The following is a 20,325-nucleotide window of genomic DNA, read 5'->3' on the forward strand; positions in this document are numbered from 1 at the left end:
CAATCAAAAATCACGAGGGGAACCATCATGACGACAACACATCGCAAGGAACGAACGAGACCGCGCAGATCCTGGAAGGGCCTGCTGCGCGCCGGCGTGACGGCGGCGGCACTGGTCGCCGGCGGTCTTGCGGTCTTCGGCACGTCGCAGGCGTTCGCGGCCGGCAATACCATCACCTTCGCGGTGGAATCGGATTTCAGCCGCCTCGACCCGCATGCCTCGCGCACCTGGAACACCTTCAAGGTCGTGCGCCATCTGTTCGAGACCTTCGTCGAGGAGGACCTTACCAAGGGCCCCGATATCGCGCCCAAGATCGTGCCGGCCCTGGCCGAGAGCTGGGACGTCTCGCCCGACGGCAAGAGCTATACTTTCCACCTGCGCAAGGGCGTCCAGTTCCACGACGGCACGCCCTGGAACGCCCAGGCGGCGAAGTTCAATCTCGACCGCATGACGGACAAGAATTTCAAATATTTCCAGCCCGTCTCCCCTGGCCTGATGGGCTGGATGTGGCAGGACCTCGCCGGCTATGAGGTGGTCGACGACTATACCTTCAAGATCAATCTCAAGCAGCCCAATGCCGAATTCCTGCGCCGCATGGCCGCCGGCGGTTCCGGTGCGCCGCGCATGATCAGTCCCACCGCTGTCGAAACCTATGGCAACGACAAGATCGAGCAGCATCCCATCGGCACCGGCCCTTTCAAATTCGTGGAGCGAGTGGTGGGCGAGAAGCTGGTGATCGCCCGCAACGACAATTACTGGGATCCGGCGCGCAAGCCCAAGGCCGACCAGATCATCTTCAGGGGCATTCCCGAAGTCGCCACGCGTGAACTGGCGCTGGTCGGCGGCGAGGTGGACGTGATCGGCACCCCCTCCCCCGATTCACTCGACTTCCTCAAGCAGCAGGGCATCCAGATCATCTCGGGCCAGAGCCCGATGATCTATGTGCTCTGGCTCAACCACAAGGACGAGCATTTCAAGGATGTGCGCGTGCGCAAGGCCGCCTGCATGGCGATCAACCGCGACGACATGGCAAAGTACCAGCGCAAGGGCCTGGCGCGCCCGGCCTACGGCGTGCTCAATCCCGGCGGTCCGGGCTTCGATCCCGGCTACAAGGACTGCAACTACGATCCCGAAGGCGCCAAGAAGCTGCTGGCCGAGGCCGGTTACCCCAACGGCTTCACCACACGAATGGACTGGACCTTCGGTGCCGGCGCCGACGTCAACACCAAGGGTGACGCCGAATGGCTGCAGCGTGATTTCGAGAAGATCGGCATCAAGGCCAGCATCGAGATGTTCGACAACAACACCTTCTGGGAGATGATGTCGAAGGGCATGCGCGAGGGCACCGGCCTGACCTCGGCCTCCTGGGGCGAAAGCACCTTTGCCTGGCTCGACCAGATGGTGACGACCACGGCCTTGCCGCCGAACTGCTGCAATTCGGGCTATTATAACAACCCCAAGATCGACACGCTGCTGTCGGAAGCCCGCGGTTCCGCCTCGGCCGAGGCCATGGACAAGAAGCTGCATGAGGTGCGCGACGCCATCGCCACCGACATGGCCTTCACCTCCTATTACACGGCCGACTCCGTCTATGCAGCCAGGCCCGAAGTGAAGGGCTTCGTGCTGGCGCCGCAACATTGGTTCGACCTCACCGGCATCACCAAGCAGTAGCAACAACCTTCGTCCAGTCGCCGCCGCCGAGATTTCGGTGTTCGCGCATCGACGCCGAGACGAGCAAAGCGCAACGATCCCTCCCCGGCTTCGGGGAGGGTGGGCCGGCAAAGCCGGCTCGGGTGGGGTAGCGTGGCGCTCAGGACTGCCAATTGGTCCATGTCGCGCCACTCTCCCCCATCCGCCGGTGCTGCACACCGGCACCTTCCCCGAAATCGGGGAAGGATCTCCGCGCTCCATCCGTCCGGGGTCGAGATGCGTGAATCCGAAGGCTCGGTGGGGACGGCCAGATGTGCCAATGAAGGGCTTTGCCATGTCCATCTTCGCCTTTGCCGGCAACCGGCTGCTCTATGCCATCCCGGTGCTGCTCGGCGTGACGCTGGTGGTGTTCCTGTCGCTCCAGCTCATTCCCGGCGACATCGCCCTGACGCTGCTCGGGCGCATGGCCACCGAAGCGCAGCTCGAAGCCCTGCGCCAGCGCCTCGGCCTCGACCAGCCGCTGATCCTGCAATATCTGCGCTGGCTGTGGCACCTCCTGCATGGCGACATCGGCAATTCCGTCTCGCAGCAATTGCCGGTGGTGCAGATCCTGCTGCCCAAGATCCTCAACTCGCTCATCCTGATGGCCGGCAGCCTCGTGATCGTGCTGGCCTGCGGTTTCGGGCTCAGTGTGATCTCGGCCCCGCGCTTCCGCAGCCCGACGGACAAGTCGGTGGTAGCCCTCACTTTGGTGCTGGCCTCGCTGCCGGTGTTCTGGCTCGGCATCGTGCTGCTCTATTTCTTCGGCTTCAAATGGAAGCTCTTCCCGATCTCCGGCATGTACAACATGATCGATCCCGGCGGCCTCGGGCAACTGCTCCATCATATGGTGCTGCCGGCAATCGCCACCGCCGCCTCCTCCATCGCCGTCGTCACCCGCGTCACCCGTTCGCGCATGCTCGACGTTCTCGGCCAGCCCTATATCCTGGCCGCCCGCGCCCGCGGCCTCAGCCGCCGGCAGATCGTGCTGCGCCACGGCGTGCGCAACACGCTGCCGACCTTCGCCAGCATCGGCGGCCTGCAGATCGGCTATCTGTTCGGCGGCGTCATCTTCACCGAGATCATCTTCAACTGGCCCGGAGTCGGCCAACTCCTGTTCGACGCCATCATGCAGCGCGACGTGCCGGTGATCCAGGGCTGCGTGCTCGCCGTCGCCATCGTCTTCGTCCTCGGCAATCTGGTCTCGGACGTCGTCGTCCACGCCCTCGATCCCAAGCAACGGTGAGGCTGCCATGACCGCGGTCCCTTCCCTGGCTCCGGCCAGCAAGCTCTCGCCGCAGCGCCGCGGCAATCTCTATTTCGTCTGGCGCGGCGTGCTCGGCGATCCCGTCGCCCGTATCGCCGCCGGCATCATCATCCTGCTGGTGCTCCTGGCGATCTTCGCGCCTCTTCTCGCGCCCTTCCCGCCCAACGAGGCCAATCCGGCCCTGCGGCTGAAGCCCCCTGGCACGTCGGGCCATCTGCTGGGGCTCGACCAGCAGGGCCGGGACATCCTCTCGCGCCTGATCTACGGCGCGCGCCTCACCTTGATCTCGGGTGTCATCCCGGTGTTCCTGGGGGCGGCCATCTCGATCCCGCTCGGCCTCATCGGCGCCTGGTATCCCCGGCTCGGCGAAGTGATCATGCGCCTGATGGACGTGCTGTTCGCCTTCCCGATGGCGCTGCTCGCCATCATGCTGGCGGCTCTGATGGGCCCGGGCCTGGTCAACATGATGATCGCCCTGGTGGTGACTCTGGTGCCCTACAACACCCGCGTCGTCTATGCGGCGGCCCGCCAGGAGCGGGATCTTGCCTATGTCGAGGCTTCGCGTGCCATGGCCACGCCCGACCTCAAGATCCTGTTCGTGGAGATGCTGCCCAACGTGGTGGCCGCCTCCGTCGTCTATAGCTGCACCATCGTCGGCGCCGTGGTGATCACCGCTGCAGGCCTGAGCTTCCTCGGCCTCGGCGTGCAGCCCCCGATCGCCGAATGGGGCATCATGACCAGCGAAGGCCGCAGCTTCGTGTTCGTGGCGCCCCATATCGCCGCCATCCCGGGCCTCGCCATCACCATCCTGGTGATGGCCTTCAACCTGCTCGGCGACTCCCTGCGCGACTCCCTCGATCCCAAGACGCGCCTGCAGCTGGTCAAGCACCGGGCCGATCCGGCCGACAAGGAGCACTGAGGCCATGCTGACCCTGATCAAGGATGCCCGCGTCCTCACGCTCGACGAAGCCGATGGCGAGCATTCGAGGGCCGACATCCTCATCCGCGGCGACACCATCGAGGCGATCGCCCCGGATCTCGCGGCTGAGGTCACCACCGACGGGGTGCGGGTGATCGAGGCCGCCGGCAAGCTCGCCATGCCGGGCCTGGTCAACGGCCATTTCCATTCGCCCGCCAACTTCATGAAGGGCGCGCTCGACAATTGGCCGCTCGAGCTGTTCATGCTCTACGAAGTGCCGCCCTTGATGCGCGAGGTCGTCTCCGCACGCTTTGCCTATGTGCGCACCATGCTGGGCGCCATGGAGATGCTGCGCCAGGGCGTGACCGCCGTGCATGACGACTGCTTCTTCGTGCCCGTGGTCACGCAGACGGAAGTCGACAATGTCATGCAGGCCTATGAGGATGCCGGCATCAGGGCCACGGTGACGCTCGACCAGCCCAACGTGATCGAGCACACCAAATACCCCTTCCTCAAGGATCTGCTGCCGCCCCACCTGCGCGAACGCATGGAAGCGGTGCCCCTGATGTCGGACGCCGAGCTGCTCGCGCATTACGAGGGCTTCCTCGAGCGCTGGCATGAGCGCGCCGGGGGGCGGCTGCGCTGTGCGGTCTCGTGCTCGGCGCCCCAGCGCGTCACGCCTTCCTATTTCAAGGCGCTCGGCGCTCTCGCCCGCGAACGCGACCTGCCCTACAACATGCACATCCTGGAAACGCGCCTGCAGCGCGTGCTCGGCGAGATCAATTACGGCAAGTCGCTGATCCGCCATGCCCATGAGAGCGGCGTGCTCAACGAGCAGGCCATGGTCATCCATGCCATCTGGATCGACGAGGACGACCTGGCGCTCCTGGCCGATTCCGGCTGCTCGATCGCCCATAATCCCGTGTCGAACCTCAAGATCGGCAGTGGCATCATGCCGTTCAGGCGGCTGCGCGAGCGCGGCATCAATGTCTGCCTCGGCAATGACGAGGCGGCCACCGATGACGGCATCAATCTGTGGACCGTCGGCAAGGTCGCCGGCCTGGTCCACAATGTCGCCGATCCCGATTTCGACCGTTGGCCCGTGCCCCTGGAGATCCTGACGGCGCTGACCTCGGCCGGCGCCAGGGCCATGCGCCTGCCCCGCCCGACCGGGCGGCTGGCACCCGGCTGGCAGGCCGACATCATCCTGCTCGACCTCGACAGCTTCGCCTTCACGCCCCTCAACGACCTCAAGCGCCAGCTCGTCTATTGCGAGAACGGCTCCTCGGTCACCACGGTGATGGTGGGCGGGCGGATCGTCGTCGAGAACCGCCGTCTGCTCACCGTCGACGAGGACGCCCTCAAGCAGGAAGCCCGACTTCTGGCCGGTGAATTCGCCGGCTACATGGCTCGCTGCAAATCCGCCGCCGACGAACTCGAACCCCACTACCGGCGCATGTACCGCCAGGCGCTCGACACGCCGATCGGCCTCAATCGCTGGGCCGGGCCGATGACGCCCTGACTCTCCTTTGCATCTCATCCCGAACGGACCGGAAACCATGACCAGCACCAGAGTGAAAGCGCGCTATGTGATCGGCTTCGACGGCGAGCAGCATCGCACGCTCGTCGATGCCGAAGTCGTCTATCGCGGTGATACCATTGTCTTCGTCGGGCGCGGCTATCAGGGCGAGATCGACGAGGAAATCGACGGGGGCAATGCCATTCTCGGCCCGGGCTTCATCGACCTCAACGCCCTGGGCGATCTCGACACCACCATCCTCGCCTTCGACAACCAGCCCGACTGGGCGAAGGGGCGCGTCTGGCCGGAGGACTATCTCGCCGCCGGTCCGATCGAGATGTATTCAACCGAGGAACAGACCTTCAAGATGAAATATGCCTTTGCGCAGCTGGTGCGCAACGGCATCACCACGGCCTTGCCGATCACCTCGATGTTCTACCGGCAATGGGCGGAGACCTATGACGAATTCGCCCGCTCGGCCGACAGCGCGGCCGAGATCGGCATCCGGGCCTATCTCGGCCCCTGCTACATGACCGGCGTCACCGTCATCCGCCAGGACGGCAGCTTCGATACCTTCTGGGACGAGGAACGCGGCCTCAAGGGGCTGGAGACGGCCAGGGCCTATGTCCGCGCCCATGACGGCGCGCATGGCGGACTAATCCGCGGCATGCTGGCGCCCGATCGCATCGAGAATTGCACCCCCGAGCTGCTGTTGCGCTCGGCCCGCATCCGCGACGAGCTCGATTGCCCGATCCGTCTGCATTGCTGCCAGGGCATGGACGAGTTCGAGACGATTGTCGAGCGTCACGACAAGACGCCGGTGGAATGGCTGGCCTCGCTCGGCTTCCTCTCCAGGCGCTCGCTGCTGCCGCATGGGGTCTACCTGACCGGGCACAGCAAGGTAGCGCGAACCGGCGACGATATCGGCCTGCTGGTGCAATCCGGTGCCGCCCTGATCCATTGCCCGCTGGTGCTCTCGCGTTATGGCGGCGCGATGGAATCCTTCGCACGCCTCAAGCGCCAGGGCATTCCGATCGGCCTGGGCACCGACACCTTTCCGCCCGACATGGTCGAGAACATGCGCATCGGCATCAGCCTGTGCCGGGTCGCCGACGCCGATGTCGCCGCCTGTTCTTCGGCCGATTTCTACAATGCCGCCACCCTGGTGGCCGCCGACGCCCTCGGGCGATCCGATCTCGGCCGGCTTGCCGCCGGCGCCAAGGCCGACATGACATTGTTCGAGCTCGGGGCCTTCGAGCTCGGCCCGGTCATCGATCCCATCCAGACCATGATGCTCAGTGGCACCGGCCGGGATTTCAAGACCACCATCATCAACGGCCGGGTGGTGATGCGCGACCGGCAACTGCCGGGCATCGACCTGGAAGACTATCGCCGGCGAGCCCAGGCCCAGTTCGAGCGGCTGATCGACAAATATCCGCTGCGCACCTGGCGCCATCCCCCGGTCGAGGAGATCTTCCAGCCTTCATTCAAATTCGCCTGAGCTGATCGAACCGGTCCTGGCTTTGCGGTTGGGGAGCGTTCGCTTCCTGCCTCAGCCAGTCTGTGAACAGGTCGACGGCCGTCTTCCTCGCCTTGCGCCGGGGTGCAATGAAGAAATAGGCATTTTGCGTGACGATCGCTTCGTTCGTCAGCCTGACCAGCCGGTTTTGCGCGAGCAGGTCCTCGACGAGCCGGCGCCAGCCAAGAGCGATGCCGTGGCCGTTCAAGGCGGCATAGATCGCTTCCGTGTAGAAACTGCAATGCATGCCCGAGCCCTTGCTCGGCATCGGCACGGAGAACGCCGCAAACCACTCGGCCCAATTGGTCCAGGTGGGATCGGCCGTGTCATTGGTGATCAGGGGATGGCGCGTGAGCTGGGCGAGATGCTCGATCTGACCGATCTCTTGCGCATAGTCTGCGCTGCAGATGGGAAAGATCTCGTCGCGAAAGAGGAATTCGGCGTCCCCATCCGGCCAGAAACCGCTTCCGAAGCGGATGGCGAGGTCGACGTCCTGGCCATCGACCTTGACGGCATTGTCCTGCGTGATGATGCGCAGCCTGATGGCGGGATGGGCTTTCGAGAACGAGGAAATGCGGGGGAGAAGCCAGAAATGGGAGAAGGCGATCGTCGCTGCGATGGCGAGGTCGTCCTCCGCTTCCTCCTTTGACCAATCCGAGATCGTCTCGGCGATGAGATTGAAAGCCGTCGTGGCCGTGGACGAAAGCTGCCTTCCCTTCTCCGTCAATTCGACCCGTCTGTGCAGGCGCCGGAACAGGGGAAAGCCGAACATATCCTCCAAGAGATGGATCTGGCGGCTGATCGCCGCCTGGGTAACGCCCAGTTCCGCCGCCGCCCTGGTGAAGCCGCCCAGGCGCGCCACCGCCTCGAAGGCGGTGAGCGCGGTGAGCGGGGGAAGCTTTCGCCGCAGATTGGCCATGGCTCATAGCTCTCGGAAACTCTTGCCCAGGAAGGCGTTTCACAGCCCACGGCAGCATAGAAGGGCAGCGTAGATACGCATTACATTGAGTTATGGCAAACGTAAACATTTATGCCGTTGAGAGGGCGGTTTCATGCGCGCAATATGGGGCCAAATCTGGTGATGAAAACTCATGCTCAACACATTCTCATCTGCGATCTCTCCCCTCCTGGACCAGCGCATGCCGGGCCATGCCCTCCCCGCCGGTCTCTACACGCGCGAGGATGTCTTCAAGGCAGATCTCGACGTGTTCTTTCGCCGGCACTGGATCTATGTCGGCCTGGAATGCGACGTTCCCGAGCCGGGCGACGCCCATGTGATCGATCTCGGCAGCTCCAGCATCATCCTGCTGCGCGACGACGACAGCCAGATCCGGGTGCTTCACAATGTCTGCCGCCATCGCGGCGCCCGCCTGCTGGACAGCGGCACATCCATCGTCTCCAAGCTCGTCTGCCCCTATCATCAGTGGACCTATGAGCTCGATGGCGAACTTGCCTTTGCGCCGCATATGGGCACGGGCTTCGACAAGACCTGCAAGAGCCTCAAGCCGGTCCATTTTCGGTCGATCGGCGGCCTGATCTATGTCTGCCTCTCGGACAATCCCCCCGAGGACATCGGCACGCTCGAAACCGTGATGCGGGAGCGCCTGGCACCCTACGATATCGCCAACAGCAAGGTCGCCTTCCAGAGCGAGATCATCGAGAAGGGCAATTGGAAGCTCACCATCGAGAACAACCGGGAATGCTATCACTGCTCGTCCAATCATCCCGAGCTCTGTGTTTCCTTCATCGATCTCGATTTCGGCTTCGATCCGGCCAGCCTGAGCCCCGAGGACCGGGAAGAGGCCGAGCAGCACCAGGCCCTCTACGAGGCGCGTACCAAGGCCTGGGAGGCCGAGGGCTATCCCTCGGCAGCCGTCGAGCAACTCGTCGACTGCGCCACCAATTTCCGTACGCAGCGCCTTATCATCGCAGGTGCCGGCGAATCCCAGACGCCGGACGCCACTGCCGCCTCGTCCAAGCTCCTCGGCTCGATGACACGCAAGGATCTCGGCGACGTGCATCTGTGGGGCCATAATTGCTGGCATCATTTCATGGGCGACCATGCCGTGTGCACGATGATCATTCCCCTCAGCGCCGACGAGACGCTCGTCCGCACGAAGTGGCTGGTGCACAAGGACGCCGTCGAGGGCCGCGACTACGATCTCGACAAGCTGACCAGCGTGTGGGTCGCCACCAACGAACAGGACGCGCAACTGGTCGCCCGTTCCTATTCGGGCGTCGTCGACCCCGCCTATGAACCCGGTCCCTACTCCCCCTTCACCGAGGGCCAGCTCGACAATTTCGTCACCTGGTACATCGATCGGATGCGCGCCAATGGCTACTGACAGCTCGTTGCAGACTGGCGCTGGTATGGCCGTTGCACTGCACGCCGAAGCATTCGACCAGCTCCTGTGCGTCGATGTCCATGACGAAACGCATGACGTGAAGAGCTTCACCTTCCTGTCACCCGACGGCAAGGCCTTCGATTTCGAGGCAGGCCAGCATCTGTCGCTCGAACTGGAGATCGACGGCCTACCTGAAAGCCGCTGCTACAGCATGTCGTCCTCGCCGGCGAGGCGAAAGGCCATCACCGTCACCGTGAAGCGCACCGAGGGCGGCCGCGTCTCGAACTGGCTGCACGACAATCTGGTTGCCGGCATGACGGTCAAGTCCATGGGGCCGCTTGGCGCCTTCGTGCGGCCGGCGACAGCGCCGGCCAAGCTTGCCTTGCTGTCGGGTGGCTCGGGCATCACCCCGCTGATGTCGATCGTCAGGGACATTGCCGACTCCGCGCAAGCCGCGGACGTGGTGTTCGTCCATGCGGCCAGGACACCCCGCGATCTCGTCTTCCGTGACGAACTCGGCGTGCTGGCGAACCGCTTGAAAGGCCTGCGGCTCATCCTGCTTCCCGAGCAGGTCACCGGCGAACCATCCTGGCCGGGATTGACCGGGCGGTTATCCAAGGCATTCCTGTCGCTGGCCATTCCGGATCTCGCGGATCGGGTCATCATGTGTTGCGGCCCAGCGCCCTTCATGCAGGCTGTCCGCTCCTTCAGCGCCGAATTGGGAAGCCCCGCCCAAAACTATTACGAGGAGAGCTTCGATGGTGCCGGCGTCGAGGAGCCGCCAGCCGAAGTCCTGCCGCAGGCGAGAGCCTTCAAGGTCGAGTTCGCCAAGCAGTCGCGCACCATCGAGGTGGCCGACGGGCAGACGGTGCTGTCGTCGGCCAAGAAGGCCGGCATCCGCCTGCCCTCCTCCTGTGCCAACGGCCTGTGCGGCACCTGCAAATCCAAGCTCGTCAGCGGCAGCGTCGACATGCAGCACAATGGCGGCATTCGCCAGCGCGAAGTCGAGGCAGGCTTCTTCCTGCCTTGCTGCTCGAAGCCGCTGAGCGACCTGGTGATCGACAGATAGCCCCCGGTGCGGATCCTACCGACCGCAATGGCCGTGCCGATCGCAGACATCCTTACCCATAAGTGCTGACCATACGAGGATGTTGCCGAATCGGACTGTCGATCTCCAGATCGACAGTCCTGGATATGGCGCGCTTACTGAAAGACCTCTGAAAGAAAGATGTCGATTCGGGGATCGACACGCCAGCGCCCATGGCCAAGGATGCCTGCGATCCCGGGAAGAGGCGATTTCGGTCCAAGATGCTACAATGACTTGAGTACCTTCCCACCCGGAAGCGGGAGGGCATTCACGTGTGTCCATCGCAGTCCTGGTTTGCCGCGTCCCGGCAATGGGGCACTATCAGGGTCGACAAGGCGCCCGAATGCGGTTGCAGATCTGTACATTTATGTCTACTAAATCGACACAATTGACGCTATGCTCGACATCTATGTGCATTTCGCCTGATCGCCGATTTGCCGTTTGATGGGGGCGTTTCATGGAACAGATTTTGGGCGAAACGGGCTGGCGGGGCTCGGCAGAAGTCTGGCTGGAGGCGGCCTATGAACTCCTGCTCGAATCCGGGGTCAGTACGGTCAAGATTCTGCCTCTGGCCAAGAAACTCGGCCTGTCGCGTACCAGCTTCTATTGGTTCTTCAAGGATCGCGAGGAACTCCTCGGCGCCCTCATCGCGCGCTGGCGCGACAAGAACACCGGCAACCTCGTCAAGCAGGCGCAGGCCTATGCCGAATCGATCGCCGAGGCGATGCTCAATGTCAATGATTGCTGGATCGACAAGAGCCTGTTCGACGCCCAGTTCGAATTCGCCGTACGCAGTTGGGCTCTCGAATCCTCGGACATCCTCGCTGAAGTGAGGACTGCCGACCAGATCCGTCTCGAAGCGCTTGCGCAGATGTTCACACGGTTCGGCTACACCGCCATCACGGCCGACGTGCGGGCCCGGACGACCTATCTCACCCAGATCGGCTATATCTCGATGCAGACGCAGGAAGATGTCGGCGTTCGCATGAAGCGCATTCCCGAATATGTCGAGATCTTCACCGGTGTCCGGCCTGAACAGCGCGAACTCGATCGGTTCCACGCCAGGCATGACTTCAGGGCGTAACTTGTTTCGGGCCCCGATCAGCCCAGGGCTCCCTCAGGGCCGGTTACCCGCCTGCAAGGCCCAGAAGGCGAACAGCGGCGTGTCGAGCGAGCGCATCGCATGCCTGATACCGGGCCTGTTGTAGAACGAGCCGCCAATCCCTGGCGAAAACCAGTCTCCCTCCCCCTGCCGGAACTCGCCGTCCGACAATACCAGATAGACCTCCTCCGGGGCATGGTCATGGTCGGGATAGCGTACCTTCGGCGCCATCAGCGACACGCCGAGCCAGACGTCCCCGCGTTCCTCCAGGCCACCGGGGCCCAGAAGCATCGCATTGGCGTGCCCGTCCTCGAAATTGGTGCTGGCCGTGCCGTCATTGTTCGGACGTCGGCGCCATTGGAGGTCGGGCTCGACCGCCCTGAAGCATTCCAGCAGCCTGACGAGCGTCGTGTGGCCTGTTTCGAGCCCAAGAGCCTGATCGAGATGCTCGCAAGCCGGAAGGCGAGCGCCAGCGCCTGCTCTTGCCTCCCTTGGCTCTTCCAGCACCCTGAAGATCTCTCCGATGGACCGGCGTGCCTCGGGGGCCTGCGCGAATTGACCGAAAGCCTCCCGGGCTGCATCGACGAAATTCTGAAGGACCATGCTCCGCTGCGTCATCGAAACCCTCGCGATCAAATATCCTTGGCCAGCCTGAGGCCATCATAGATGGCCGCATGGGTATTGCGAGCGGCAACCGCATCACCGATGCGGAAGAGCTGGAACTGGCCCTCCCCGTTGCGAACCACGGATTGGGGCTGGCCGGCGATCAATTGCTCGTAGGACATCTCGCCGAGATTGCTCGAGGACGGCTTCAATTCGAAATAGAGGTCGTCGAGCGGGATCGTGCCGTGATTGACGACGATCTGGTCGAAGCTGCGCTGCCTGACAATGCCGCCATAGTCGCTGCCGATGTGGGCAACCAGCTGGTTTCCCGCCTTTTCGACGGCAAGCAGGCGATAGGTGACGGTGAAGGTGACATCCAGCTTCTGCAGGGAACGCATATAGGGCACGAGGTTCATCGCCATGACCTCGGGCGCGAAAGAGCGGTCCGGCGTCATGATCTCCACCTTCGCCCCGGCCTGCGCCAGGATCTCGGCAGCCTGCAAGCCGGCATGGTCGCCGGCATCGTCGAAGATGAGCACGTTGGAACCGGGTTTGACATCGCCGGAGATGATATCCCAGGCGGAGACGACGAGCTCGTTGCCCTTGGAGAGCACTTCCGTATGCGGCAGCCCGCCGGTGGCGACGATCACCACGTCCGGCTTCTCGGCCCCGATGCTGTCGGCATCCGCCCAGCTGTTGAAATGGAAGGTCACGCCCAGCTTCTCGCACTGGCTCATGCGCCACTCGATGATGCTGATCATCTCCTTGCGCCGCGGGCTCTGGGCAGTGAGCCTGACCTGCCCGCCCGGCTTGCCGGCAGCCTCGAAGACGACGACCCGGTGCCCCCGCTCGGCAGCGACGCGGGCCGCCTCCAGGCCCGCCGGACCGGCGCCGACGATGGCGACGGTCTTGCGGACTGCCGCCGGCTGCAGGGCATGCGGCATGGTCAGCTCGCGGCCGGTGGCCGGATTGTGGATGCAATAGGCGGCTCCGCCCTGATAGATGCGGTCGAGACAGTAATTGGCGCCGACGCAGGGCCGGATGTCGTTCTCGCGTTTTTCGATGATCTTGCGGACCAGATGCGGATCCGTCATGTGGGCACGTGTCATCCCGATCATGTCGACCTTACCTGCGGCGATGGCGTGACGTGCCGTGGCGACATCCGGAATCTTGGCGGCGTGGAAGGTCGGAAACTGCGTAGCAGCGCGGATCTCACCCGCGAAATCGAGATGCGGCGAGTTCGCCATGCCCTGGATCGGAATGACATCGGTCAGCCCGGCATCGGTATCGATATGGCCGCGGATGACGTTGAGAAAATCGATCAGGCCGCTGTCCTTGAGGCGGCGTGAAATCTCCAGCCCCTCTTCCTTGGTCGTGCCGCCTTCCAGCTGCTCGTCGGCCGTGTAGCGCACGCCGACGATGAAGTCGGGCCCGACCCGTTCGCGAATGGCCTTCAATACGTCGAAGCCGAAGCGCAGGCGATTTTCGAGCGATCCGCCATAGGGGCCATCCAGTTCGTTGGTGAGCGGTGACCAGAACTGGTCGATCAGATGGCCGTAGGCCTCGAGCTCGATGCCATCCATGCCGCCGGCCTTCATGCGCTCGGCCGCGTCGGCGAAATCCTTGATGATGCGCGCGATGTCCCAGTCTTCCAGCTTCTTGGGAAAGGCGCGATGCGAGGCTTCCCTCTGGTGGGACGGTGCCACGACAGGCAGCCAATCGCCCTTGTCCCAGCGCGTGCGGCGGCCAAGATGCGTGAGCTGGATCATCACCGCTGCGCCATGCTCATGAACGGCGTCGGTCAGGTCCTTGAGCCAGGGGACGATCTCGTCCCTGTAGGCGAGCAGATTGTTGAAGACCGGCGGGCTGTCCTTCGAAATGGCGGCGGAGCCCGCCGTCATGGTCATGGCGACCCCGCCCTTGGCCCGCTCTACGTGATAGGCCCGATAGCGCTCCTTCGGCATGCCGTCCTCGGGATAGGCCGGCTCATGCGAGGTCACGATGATGCGGTTGCGCAGCGTGAGATGCTTGAGCTGAAAGGGTTGCAGGAGGGGATCGTTCGACATGGCTCGGTGTCCAGCGTTGCATATGCGTCGAAAATGCTAGGCAGAATGTACACCAGTGTCAATCATGAGCTAACGAACTAGTCATGTTTTTTGACAATGGTGTACATTTTTATTGCTTCTAAACGGATACCTATGGCAGCATGTCCCCGTCCATGAGCGGCGGCGCTTTCCAACCGGAGAAACCGTGGCCGTCTCATCGCCAGCCCTGGTTCTGCGCCACCCCCATGAGCAACGCACGATGAGAGAGCCTCTGAAAATCGGCGTGATCGGCGCAAATGGCTGGCTTGGCGGCGCCATCGTCCAGGCCCTGCTCAATGCCGGCATCACCTCACCCGAGCATCTGGTCCTTTCCCTCCGTAGCGGCGAGCCGACCCGCTTTCCCGGCGCACGCTGGACCCGGGACAATCAGGACCTCGCCGACAGCGTCGATCTCATTGTCGTCAGCGTGCGCCCGGTGGACTGGCCGGCGCTGAACATCGAGGCGGCGGGCAGACTCATCATCTCCGTCATGGCGGGCATTCGCCTGGAACAGCTCGTTGCGGGCGTTGGCTCCGACCGGGTAGTGCGCTCGCTACCCAACGCCGCGGCCGAAGTACGGGCCTCCTTCACGCCCTGGGTTGCCTCTGCGGCGGTATCGGCGGAGGAGCGCCGCCTCGTGGGCCGGATATTCGAGGCCTGCGGCACCGGTGCCGAACTCGAGAGCGAGAGCGAACTGGACTATCTGACCGGCCTTGCCGGCTCAGGCCCCGCCTTTCCGGCGCTGCTGGCTACGGCGATGGCGCGTCACGCCGCCGCCCACGGCATCGAGGCGAAAGTGGCCCGGCAGGCCGTGACCCAGCTTCTCATCGGCACGGGGCGGCTGTTTGAAAAGAATGGCTATGACCCGGCGGACACGGTCGAGGTGTTTCTCGACTACCGAGGCACCACCGCCGCCGCCATCGAGGCGATGCAGGCGAACGGCTTCGACGAAGCCGTCGGGGCGGGTCTCGCCGCGGCGTTCCGGAAATCCATCAGCATGGGTCTGTCGACCTAGCTGCAAGGGGCACGGTGACGGCGGCGCACCGACAGCCTGACAAAGCCGCCTGAAGCAGAGGGATATGACCGTGAAGAAACTACTGTTGACGAGTTGCCTTGCCCTCGGCCTGGCCGGGCCGACATCGCTGGCTCAGGCGGCCGAATGCGGCTCGGTGTCCATTGCCAGCATGAACTGGCAGAGCGCCGAAGTGCTATCCAACATCGACAAGTTCATCCTCAACAACGGCTATGGCTGCACCGCCGAGATCACGGTGGGCGACACGGTGCCGACGATTACCTCCATGTCCGAGAAGGGCGAGCCCGACATCGCGCCGGAGGCCTGGATCGATCTCCTGCCGGACGTGGTCAAGCGCGGCATGGACGAGGGCAAGCTCATCACGGCCGCGATCTCCCTGCCCGATGGCGGTGTGCAGGGCTGGTGGATTCCCAAATATGTGGCCGATGCCCATCCCGACATCAAGACGATCGGCGACGCCCTCAAGCATCCCGAACTCTTCCCGGACCCCGAGGACTCCAGCAAGGGTGCCATCTACAACGGCCCGCAGGGCTGGGGCGGCACCGTGGTGACGGCGCAGTTCTACAAGGCCTACAATGCCGAGAAGGCCAATTTCAGGCTGGTCGACACCGGTTCGGCGGCGGGCCTCGATGGCTCGATCGCCAAGGCCTATGAACGCAAGAAGGGATGGATGGGCTATTACTGGGCGCCGACTGCGCTACTGGGCAAATATGAGATGGTGCGCCTCGACAACGGCTATCCGCGCGACGAGGCAGAGTGGAAGCGCTGCAATACCGTCGCCGACTGTGCCGATCCCAAGCCCAATGCCTGGGTTCCCGACAAGGTCTACACGCTGGTCGCCAAGAAGTTCTCCGAACGCGTCACTCCCGACGTCATGGACTATCTGAAGAAGCGCGCCTGGCACAACGATACCGTCAACAAGGTGATGGCCTGGATGACCGACAACCAGGCCAATGGCGAGGACGGCGCCAAGCACTTCCTGAAGGAAAATCCCGACATCTGGACGCAATGGGTCTCCCCGGCGGCGGCCGACAAGATCAAGGCCGCGCTCTGATGGCAAAAAGGCGGCGCGCATCGCGCGCGCCGCTTTCGTGACGCCCATACAAGAACAACAGGGCTGCCATCGCGGCGAAGAGGGGTTATCCGATGGAATGGTTCTACAAGTTTCCCCATATGAACGACGACAGCCTTCGTGACCTCAAGAAGGCAATCGACGAGGGGTTCCGCACGTTCACACGCACCTATGGCGATGCCATTGAGAGCTTCTTCTCGCCGCTTCAGTATTTTCTGATGCAGGCCGAGCGCTTCATGACGCAGACGCCCTGGCCGGTCATCATCCTGATCATCCTGGCCATCGCCTGGTTCGCCAGCCGCAGCTGGGCGGTGGTGCTCGCTTGCCTCGTGACCCTGCTGGCGATCGGCTACTTCGGCATGTGGGACGACACCATGCGCACGATCTCGATGATCTTCGTGGCAACGGTGCTCTCCATCGTGATCGGCATTCCCATCGGCATTCTGATGTCGCTCAATGACCGCCTGCAGAAGACGGTCAATCCCCTGCTCGACGTCATGCAGACCATGCCGAGCTTCGTTTATCTCATCCCTGTCGTCATGCTGCTGGGGATCGGCCGCGTGCCCGGCCTGATCGCCGTGGTCATCTACGCCATTCCACCCATCATCCGCCTCACCAATCTCGGCATCCGCCTCGTCGACAAGGATGTTCTCGAGGCGGCCGACGCCTTCGGATCCTCCGGCTGGCAGAAACTCAAGAACGTCCAGCTTCCCCTTGCCTTGCCAACCATCATGGCCGGCATCAACCAGACGATCATGATGGCGCTCGCCATGGTGGTCGTCGCCTCGATGATCGGCGTCCAGGGACTCGGCCAGCCGGTGCTGAAGGCCATCGCCAACCAGTATTTCACCCTCGGCATCTTCAACGGCCTGGCGATCGTCGGCATCGCCGTCATCTTCGACCGGGTGAGCCAGGCCTATGGCCGCCGCCTCCAGAAGCACCGGGAGACAGTCCATGGCTGAAGGCACGAACCAGTATGGAATCGATATCCGTAACCTTTCCAAGATCTTCGGACCAAATGCCAAGGCGATGGTTGAGCTCGTTCGGCAGGGCGCGACCAAGGCCGAGCTCAACGAACGGCATCGTCATGTCCTCGGCCTGCGCAACATCAACATCAGTATGCCGGCCGGTGGCATCCAGGTCATCATGGGCCTCTCCGGATCGGGCAAGTCCACGCTCATCCGGCACATCAACCGCCTCGTCGACCCGACAGACGGCGAGGTGCTGGTCGGCGGCGAGGACGTCGTCAAGATGAACCAGCGCGAATTGCGCGAGTTTCGCCGGCACAAGACGGCGATGGTCTTTCAGAAATTTGCATTACTGCCTCACCGCACCATCCTGGAGAACACGGTCTACGGCCTCGAAGTGCAGGGCGTGCCGCGCGCCCGGCAGGTCGAGGAAGCGATGCGCTGGATCGAGCGGGTCGGCCTCAGCGGCTTCGAGGCCCGCTATCCCAACCAGCTGTCGGGTGGCATGCAGCAGCGCGTCGGCCTCGCCCGCGCGCTTACCAACGACGCCCCGATCCTGCTGATGGACGAGGCCTTTTCCGCGCTCGATCCCCTCATCCGCATGGACATGCAATCCGTGCTCCTCGACCTGCAGCGGGAGATCAAGAAGACGATCGTGTTCATCACGCACGATCTCGACGAGGCGCTGCGGCTGGGTGACCGCATCGCTATCCTGCGCGACGGGGAAGTGATCCAGCAGGGCACGAGCCAGGACATCGTGCTCAATCCGGCCGACGACTACATCGAGAACTTCGTCAAGGAAGTGAATCGCGGCCGCGTCATCCAGGTGGACGCGATCATGTCCCCCCTCGCCGAGGGCTACGAGACAAAGGGCATGACGGTCTCGTCCGGCTCCACCCTGGAAGGCGCCATCCGGCTGCTCGCTCACCAGCCGCATGACGACGTCGCCGTCCTCGACCCGGCGGGCAAGCCCATCGGCGTGGTGAATCTCAGGCAGCTCGCTGCCGCCGTCGTGCCCTCGCACTGACGGGCGACAGCCGAGGCAAGAAATCCGGGGGGGCCGAGCCAAACGTTCTGCCCCTCGCCCCCCTCTCAACCCGCCGGATGGCCACGGTGTCCAAGCAGTTCTCCCGCCTGTTTTCATCCCTCACGATCGGCACGCGCACGCTGAGGAACAGGATCGTTTTCGGCGCCCACACTGCCAACATGGCGGTGAACGGACTGCCGACGGAGCGGCATGCCGCCTATTATGCCGAGCGTGCCAAGGGCGGTGCCGGCATGATCGTGGTGGAGCCGATGCCCGTCCACCCCGCCGCCATCCTTACCCGCGGCAATTTCCGCCCCTGCGACGACAGCGTCATCGCCCCGTTCAAAAAACTCGTCGGCGCCATCAAGGACAATGGTGCCGTCGCCATCCAGCAGCTCTACCACATCGGCGCCCATGGCGATTCCGACAACTCCTTCCATCCGCATTGGTCCCCGTCGGGCCTGCCGAGCTATCATGACAGCGACGGCTCGCACGCGATGAGCGAGGCCGAGATCTGGGAGACGATCGAGGGCTTCGTTGAGGCCGCGCGCCGGTGCCGCGCCGCCGGCTTCGATGGCGTGGAGGTCTGGGCAGCCTATCTCGGCCTAGTCGACCAGTTCTGGACGCCCTGGACCAATCGCCGCCAGGACCGATGGGGCGGCACGTTGGAGAACCGCATGCGCCTGTCGCGGGAAATCCTCACCCGCATCCGCGAGACATGCGGCGAAGACTTCATCATCGGCCTGGCCATCAGCGACGAGCCTGACTACAGCGTCGCGCTCAGCCGCGACGAACTGGCCGAAATCGTCGGCCTGCACGACCGCCAAGGCCTGATCGACTACGTCACCTGTGGTTCCGGCGGTTATCTCGACTTTCACAAGCTGATGCCGACCTTTCTCTATCCCGAAAAGCTCGGTGCGGATCTGGCGGCCAGGATCAAGGCCGTGACGACGCATGCAGTCGTCATTGCCGAAAGCCATATCCGCACGCCCGAAAATGCCGAAACGGTGCTGAGTGAAGGCTCGGCCGACCTGGTCTCTATCGTACGCGGCCAGATCGCCGACCCGCATCTGGCTCGAAAGGCCAGCGAAGATCGCGCCGCAGACATCAGGGGCTGCATCTCCTGCAACCAGATGTGCTGGGGACGCCGCTCGCGCGACTATTGGATCAGCTGCCTGATCAATCCCTCCGTCGGGCGGGAGTTCATGTGGGGCGGCGACCGCTTCGAGCCGGCCACCACGCCAAGGAACGTCCTGGTGGTGGGTGGCGGACCGGCGGGCCTTGAGGCCGCCCGCGTCGCCGCCGAGCGCGGGCACAAGGTGACGCTGGCAGAGGCCTCAAGCCGGCTGGGCGGCAATTTCCACCTCGCCGGGCTGCAGCCGCGCCGCGCCCAGATCCTCGATCTCCTTGCCTGGTATGAACGCCAGCTGCACAAGCTCGGCGTCGATGTCCGCCTGAACTGCTATATGGAGGCCGACGACGTGGCGGTGATGGCGCCGGACGCCGTCATCCTTGCCACCGGCTCCCTGCCGCCCGACACCGGCTTCCAGAAGGCCCTTCCAGCCATCGAAACGCTGCCCGGCATCGATAAGGGCAATGTCTTTTCGATCGAGGCCGTCATAAGCCGACAGACCCGCCCCGGCAAACGGGTGCTGCTGCTCGACGAAGGCGGGGGCTGGCGCGGCGGCGGAACGGCCTGGAAGCTGGCTGAGGAAGGCCACGAGGTCACCATCCTCACGCCCGATGCCTTTGTCGGCAAGGAACTGCAGCGCACTACCGCCGACGTTCCCCTGCGGCGGACCCTCAAAAAGCTCGGCGTCACCTGGCAGGTCGAGGTCAGCATTGCCGAATGGCATGGCCAGGGCGCCACGATCATCGACCATAACAGCGGCGAACGGTCGTTTATTGCAGCCGACAGCCTGGTGCTGGCCATGACCAACTTGCCGGCAAGCTGGCTTGCATCGGACCTGGCGGCCCAGGGCATATCCTATGTCGAGATCGGCGATTGCGCCGCGCCGCGCCAGGCCCCCTATGCCTTCTTCGACGGGCGAAAAGTCGCGCTCGGCCTTTGACCGGGCGCACAAAGGCACG

The 20,325-nt window shown here is 63.7% G+C and carries 16 protein-coding genes; 13 read left to right on the plus strand and 3 right to left on the minus strand.

Annotated elements, in window-relative coordinates; all coding sequences use genetic code 11:
* Window positions 1-27: 27 nt before the first annotated feature.
* The 5 genes from QM672_RS26395 to QM672_RS26415 all read left to right on the plus strand — a co-directional run bounded on the left by QM672_RS26395 (window position 28) and on the right by QM672_RS26415 (window position 6,895).
* Window positions 28-1,671, plus strand: a complete 1,644-nt coding sequence (locus QM672_RS26395) for an ABC transporter substrate-binding protein (RefSeq protein ID WP_415086180.1) — start codon at window positions 28-30, stop codon at window positions 1,669-1,671.
* Window positions 1,672-1,984: 313 nt separating this feature from the next.
* Complete coding sequence (locus QM672_RS26400) at window positions 1,985-2,935, plus strand: ABC transporter permease (protein WP_394312232.1); 951 nt, start codon at window positions 1,985-1,987, stop codon at window positions 2,933-2,935.
* Between the two features lie 7 nt (window positions 2,936-2,942).
* Window positions 2,943-3,875: an ABC transporter permease gene (locus QM672_RS26405; RefSeq protein WP_415086183.1), complete on the plus strand. Its 933-nt coding sequence runs from the start codon at window positions 2,943-2,945 to the stop codon at window positions 3,873-3,875.
* A gap of 4 nt (window positions 3,876-3,879) precedes the next feature.
* Window positions 3,880-5,397, plus strand: a complete 1,518-nt coding sequence (locus QM672_RS26410; RefSeq protein ID WP_415086184.1) for an amidohydrolase family protein — start codon at window positions 3,880-3,882, stop codon at window positions 5,395-5,397.
* A gap of 37 nt (window positions 5,398-5,434) precedes the next feature.
* A complete protein-coding gene (locus QM672_RS26415; protein ID WP_415086186.1) occupies window positions 5,435-6,895 on the plus strand; it encodes an amidohydrolase family protein in 1,461 nt (486 codons plus the stop codon).
* Here QM672_RS26415 and QM672_RS26420 read toward each other — a convergent pair.
* Window positions 6,882-7,832 carry a LysR substrate-binding domain-containing protein gene (locus QM672_RS26420; protein ID WP_415086188.1) on the minus strand — a complete coding sequence of 317 codons (951 nt, stop codon included), beginning with the start codon at window positions 7,830-7,832 and terminating at the stop codon, window positions 6,882-6,884. The two genes, QM672_RS26415 and QM672_RS26420, sit on opposite strands and share 14 nt — an antisense overlap.
* Window positions 7,833-8,004: 172 nt before the next feature.
* On the opposite strand from QM672_RS26420, the gene QM672_RS26425 reads away from it, so the two are divergent.
* From QM672_RS26425 to QM672_RS26435, 3 genes are all read left to right on the plus strand, one after another.
* Window positions 8,005-9,258 (plus strand): aromatic ring-hydroxylating oxygenase subunit alpha, encoded by a 1,254-nt coding sequence (locus QM672_RS26425; RefSeq protein WP_367624482.1) that lies wholly within the window; start codon window positions 8,005-8,007, stop codon window positions 9,256-9,258.
* A 25-nt stretch (window positions 9,259-9,283) separates the two neighbouring features.
* The gene (locus QM672_RS26430; protein ID WP_415086191.1) at window positions 9,284-10,327 is read left to right on the plus strand and encodes a 2Fe-2S iron-sulfur cluster-binding protein; all 1,044 of its coding nucleotides are present in this window, start codon (window positions 9,284-9,286) and stop codon (window positions 10,325-10,327) included.
* Between the two features lie 475 nt (window positions 10,328-10,802).
* Window positions 10,803-11,429 carry a TetR/AcrR family transcriptional regulator gene (locus tag QM672_RS26435; protein ID WP_415086193.1) on the plus strand — a complete coding sequence of 209 codons (627 nt, stop codon included), beginning with the start codon at window positions 10,803-10,805 and terminating at the stop codon, window positions 11,427-11,429.
* A 33-nt stretch (window positions 11,430-11,462) separates the two neighbouring features.
* Here the strand turns inward: QM672_RS26435 and QM672_RS26440 are convergent, their stop codons facing one another.
* Both QM672_RS26440 and QM672_RS26445 read right to left on the minus strand, forming a co-directional pair.
* The gene (locus QM672_RS26440; RefSeq protein ID WP_415086195.1) at window positions 11,463-12,065 is read right to left on the minus strand and encodes a dimethylsulfoniopropionate lyase; all 603 of its coding nucleotides are present in this window, start codon (window positions 12,063-12,065) and stop codon (window positions 11,463-11,465) included.
* Window positions 12,066-12,079: 14 nt separating this feature from the next.
* Complete coding sequence (locus QM672_RS26445) at window positions 12,080-14,116, minus strand: FAD-dependent oxidoreductase (RefSeq protein WP_415086197.1); 2,037 nt, start codon at window positions 14,114-14,116, stop codon at window positions 12,080-12,082.
* 238 nt (window positions 14,117-14,354) lie between these two features.
* Here QM672_RS26445 and QM672_RS26450 point away from each other — a divergent pair, with 238 nt between their 5' ends.
* The 5 genes from QM672_RS26450 to QM672_RS26470 all read left to right on the plus strand — a co-directional run bounded on the left by QM672_RS26450 (window position 14,355) and on the right by QM672_RS26470 (window position 20,306).
* A complete protein-coding gene (locus tag QM672_RS26450; protein WP_367624485.1) occupies window positions 14,355-15,149 on the plus strand; it encodes a pyrroline-5-carboxylate reductase family protein in 795 nt (264 codons plus the stop codon).
* 70 nt (window positions 15,150-15,219) lie between these two features.
* The gene (locus QM672_RS26455; RefSeq protein WP_311944490.1) at window positions 15,220-16,221 is read left to right on the plus strand and encodes an ABC transporter substrate-binding protein; all 1,002 of its coding nucleotides are present in this window, start codon (window positions 15,220-15,222) and stop codon (window positions 16,219-16,221) included.
* Window positions 16,222-16,313: 92 nt separating this feature from the next.
* Window positions 16,314-17,201 (plus strand): ABC transporter permease, encoded by an 888-nt coding sequence (locus tag QM672_RS26460; protein WP_415086200.1) that lies wholly within the window; start codon window positions 16,314-16,316, stop codon window positions 17,199-17,201.
* Window positions 17,194-18,234, plus strand: a complete 1,041-nt coding sequence (locus QM672_RS26465; protein ID WP_311944487.1) for a quaternary amine ABC transporter ATP-binding protein — start codon at window positions 17,194-17,196, stop codon at window positions 18,232-18,234. The genes QM672_RS26460 and QM672_RS26465 overlap by 8 nt, the downstream gene beginning before the upstream one ends.
* A gap of 77 nt (window positions 18,235-18,311) precedes the next feature.
* Window positions 18,312-20,306, plus strand: a complete 1,995-nt coding sequence (locus QM672_RS26470) for an FAD-dependent oxidoreductase (protein WP_415086202.1) — start codon at window positions 18,312-18,314, stop codon at window positions 20,304-20,306.
* Window positions 20,307-20,325: the final 19 nt, after the last annotated feature.

It is taken from the genome of Labrys sp. (in: a-proteobacteria), assembly GCF_047605565.1.
GTDB lineage: Bacteria > Pseudomonadota > Alphaproteobacteria > Rhizobiales > Labraceae > Labrys > Labrys neptuniae.

Coding starts and splice junctions, on each gene's coding strand:
- QM672_RS26395 (WP_415086180.1), top strand. CDS start 28: ATGACGACAACACATCGCAAGGAACGAACGAGACCGCGCAGATCCTGG.
- QM672_RS26400 (WP_394312232.1), top strand. CDS start 1,985: ATGTCCATCTTCGCCTTTGCCGGCAACCGGCTGCTCTATGCCATCCCG.
- QM672_RS26405 (WP_415086183.1), top strand. CDS start 2,943: ATGACCGCGGTCCCTTCCCTGGCTCCGGCCAGCAAGCTCTCGCCGCAG.
- QM672_RS26410 (WP_415086184.1), top strand. CDS start 3,880: ATGCTGACCCTGATCAAGGATGCCCGCGTCCTCACGCTCGACGAAGCC.
- QM672_RS26415 (WP_415086186.1), top strand. CDS start 5,435: ATGACCAGCACCAGAGTGAAAGCGCGCTATGTGATCGGCTTCGACGGC.
- QM672_RS26420 (WP_415086188.1), bottom strand. CDS start 7,832: ATGGCCAATCTGCGGCGAAAGCTTCCCCCGCTCACCGCGCTCACCGCC.
- QM672_RS26425 (WP_367624482.1), top strand. CDS start 8,005: ATGCTCAACACATTCTCATCTGCGATCTCTCCCCTCCTGGACCAGCGC.
- QM672_RS26430 (WP_415086191.1), top strand. CDS start 9,284: ATGGCCGTTGCACTGCACGCCGAAGCATTCGACCAGCTCCTGTGCGTC.
- QM672_RS26435 (WP_415086193.1), top strand. CDS start 10,803: ATGGAACAGATTTTGGGCGAAACGGGCTGGCGGGGCTCGGCAGAAGTC.
- QM672_RS26440 (WP_415086195.1), bottom strand. CDS start 12,065: ATGACGCAGCGGAGCATGGTCCTTCAGAATTTCGTCGATGCAGCCCGG.
- QM672_RS26445 (WP_415086197.1), bottom strand. CDS start 14,116: ATGTCGAACGATCCCCTCCTGCAACCCTTTCAGCTCAAGCATCTCACG.
- QM672_RS26450 (WP_367624485.1), top strand. CDS start 14,355: ATGAGAGAGCCTCTGAAAATCGGCGTGATCGGCGCAAATGGCTGGCTT.
- QM672_RS26460 (WP_415086200.1), top strand. CDS start 16,314: ATGGAATGGTTCTACAAGTTTCCCCATATGAACGACGACAGCCTTCGT.
- QM672_RS26465 (WP_311944487.1), top strand. CDS start 17,194: ATGGCTGAAGGCACGAACCAGTATGGAATCGATATCCGTAACCTTTCC.
- QM672_RS26470 (WP_415086202.1), top strand. CDS start 18,312: ATGGCCACGGTGTCCAAGCAGTTCTCCCGCCTGTTTTCATCCCTCACG.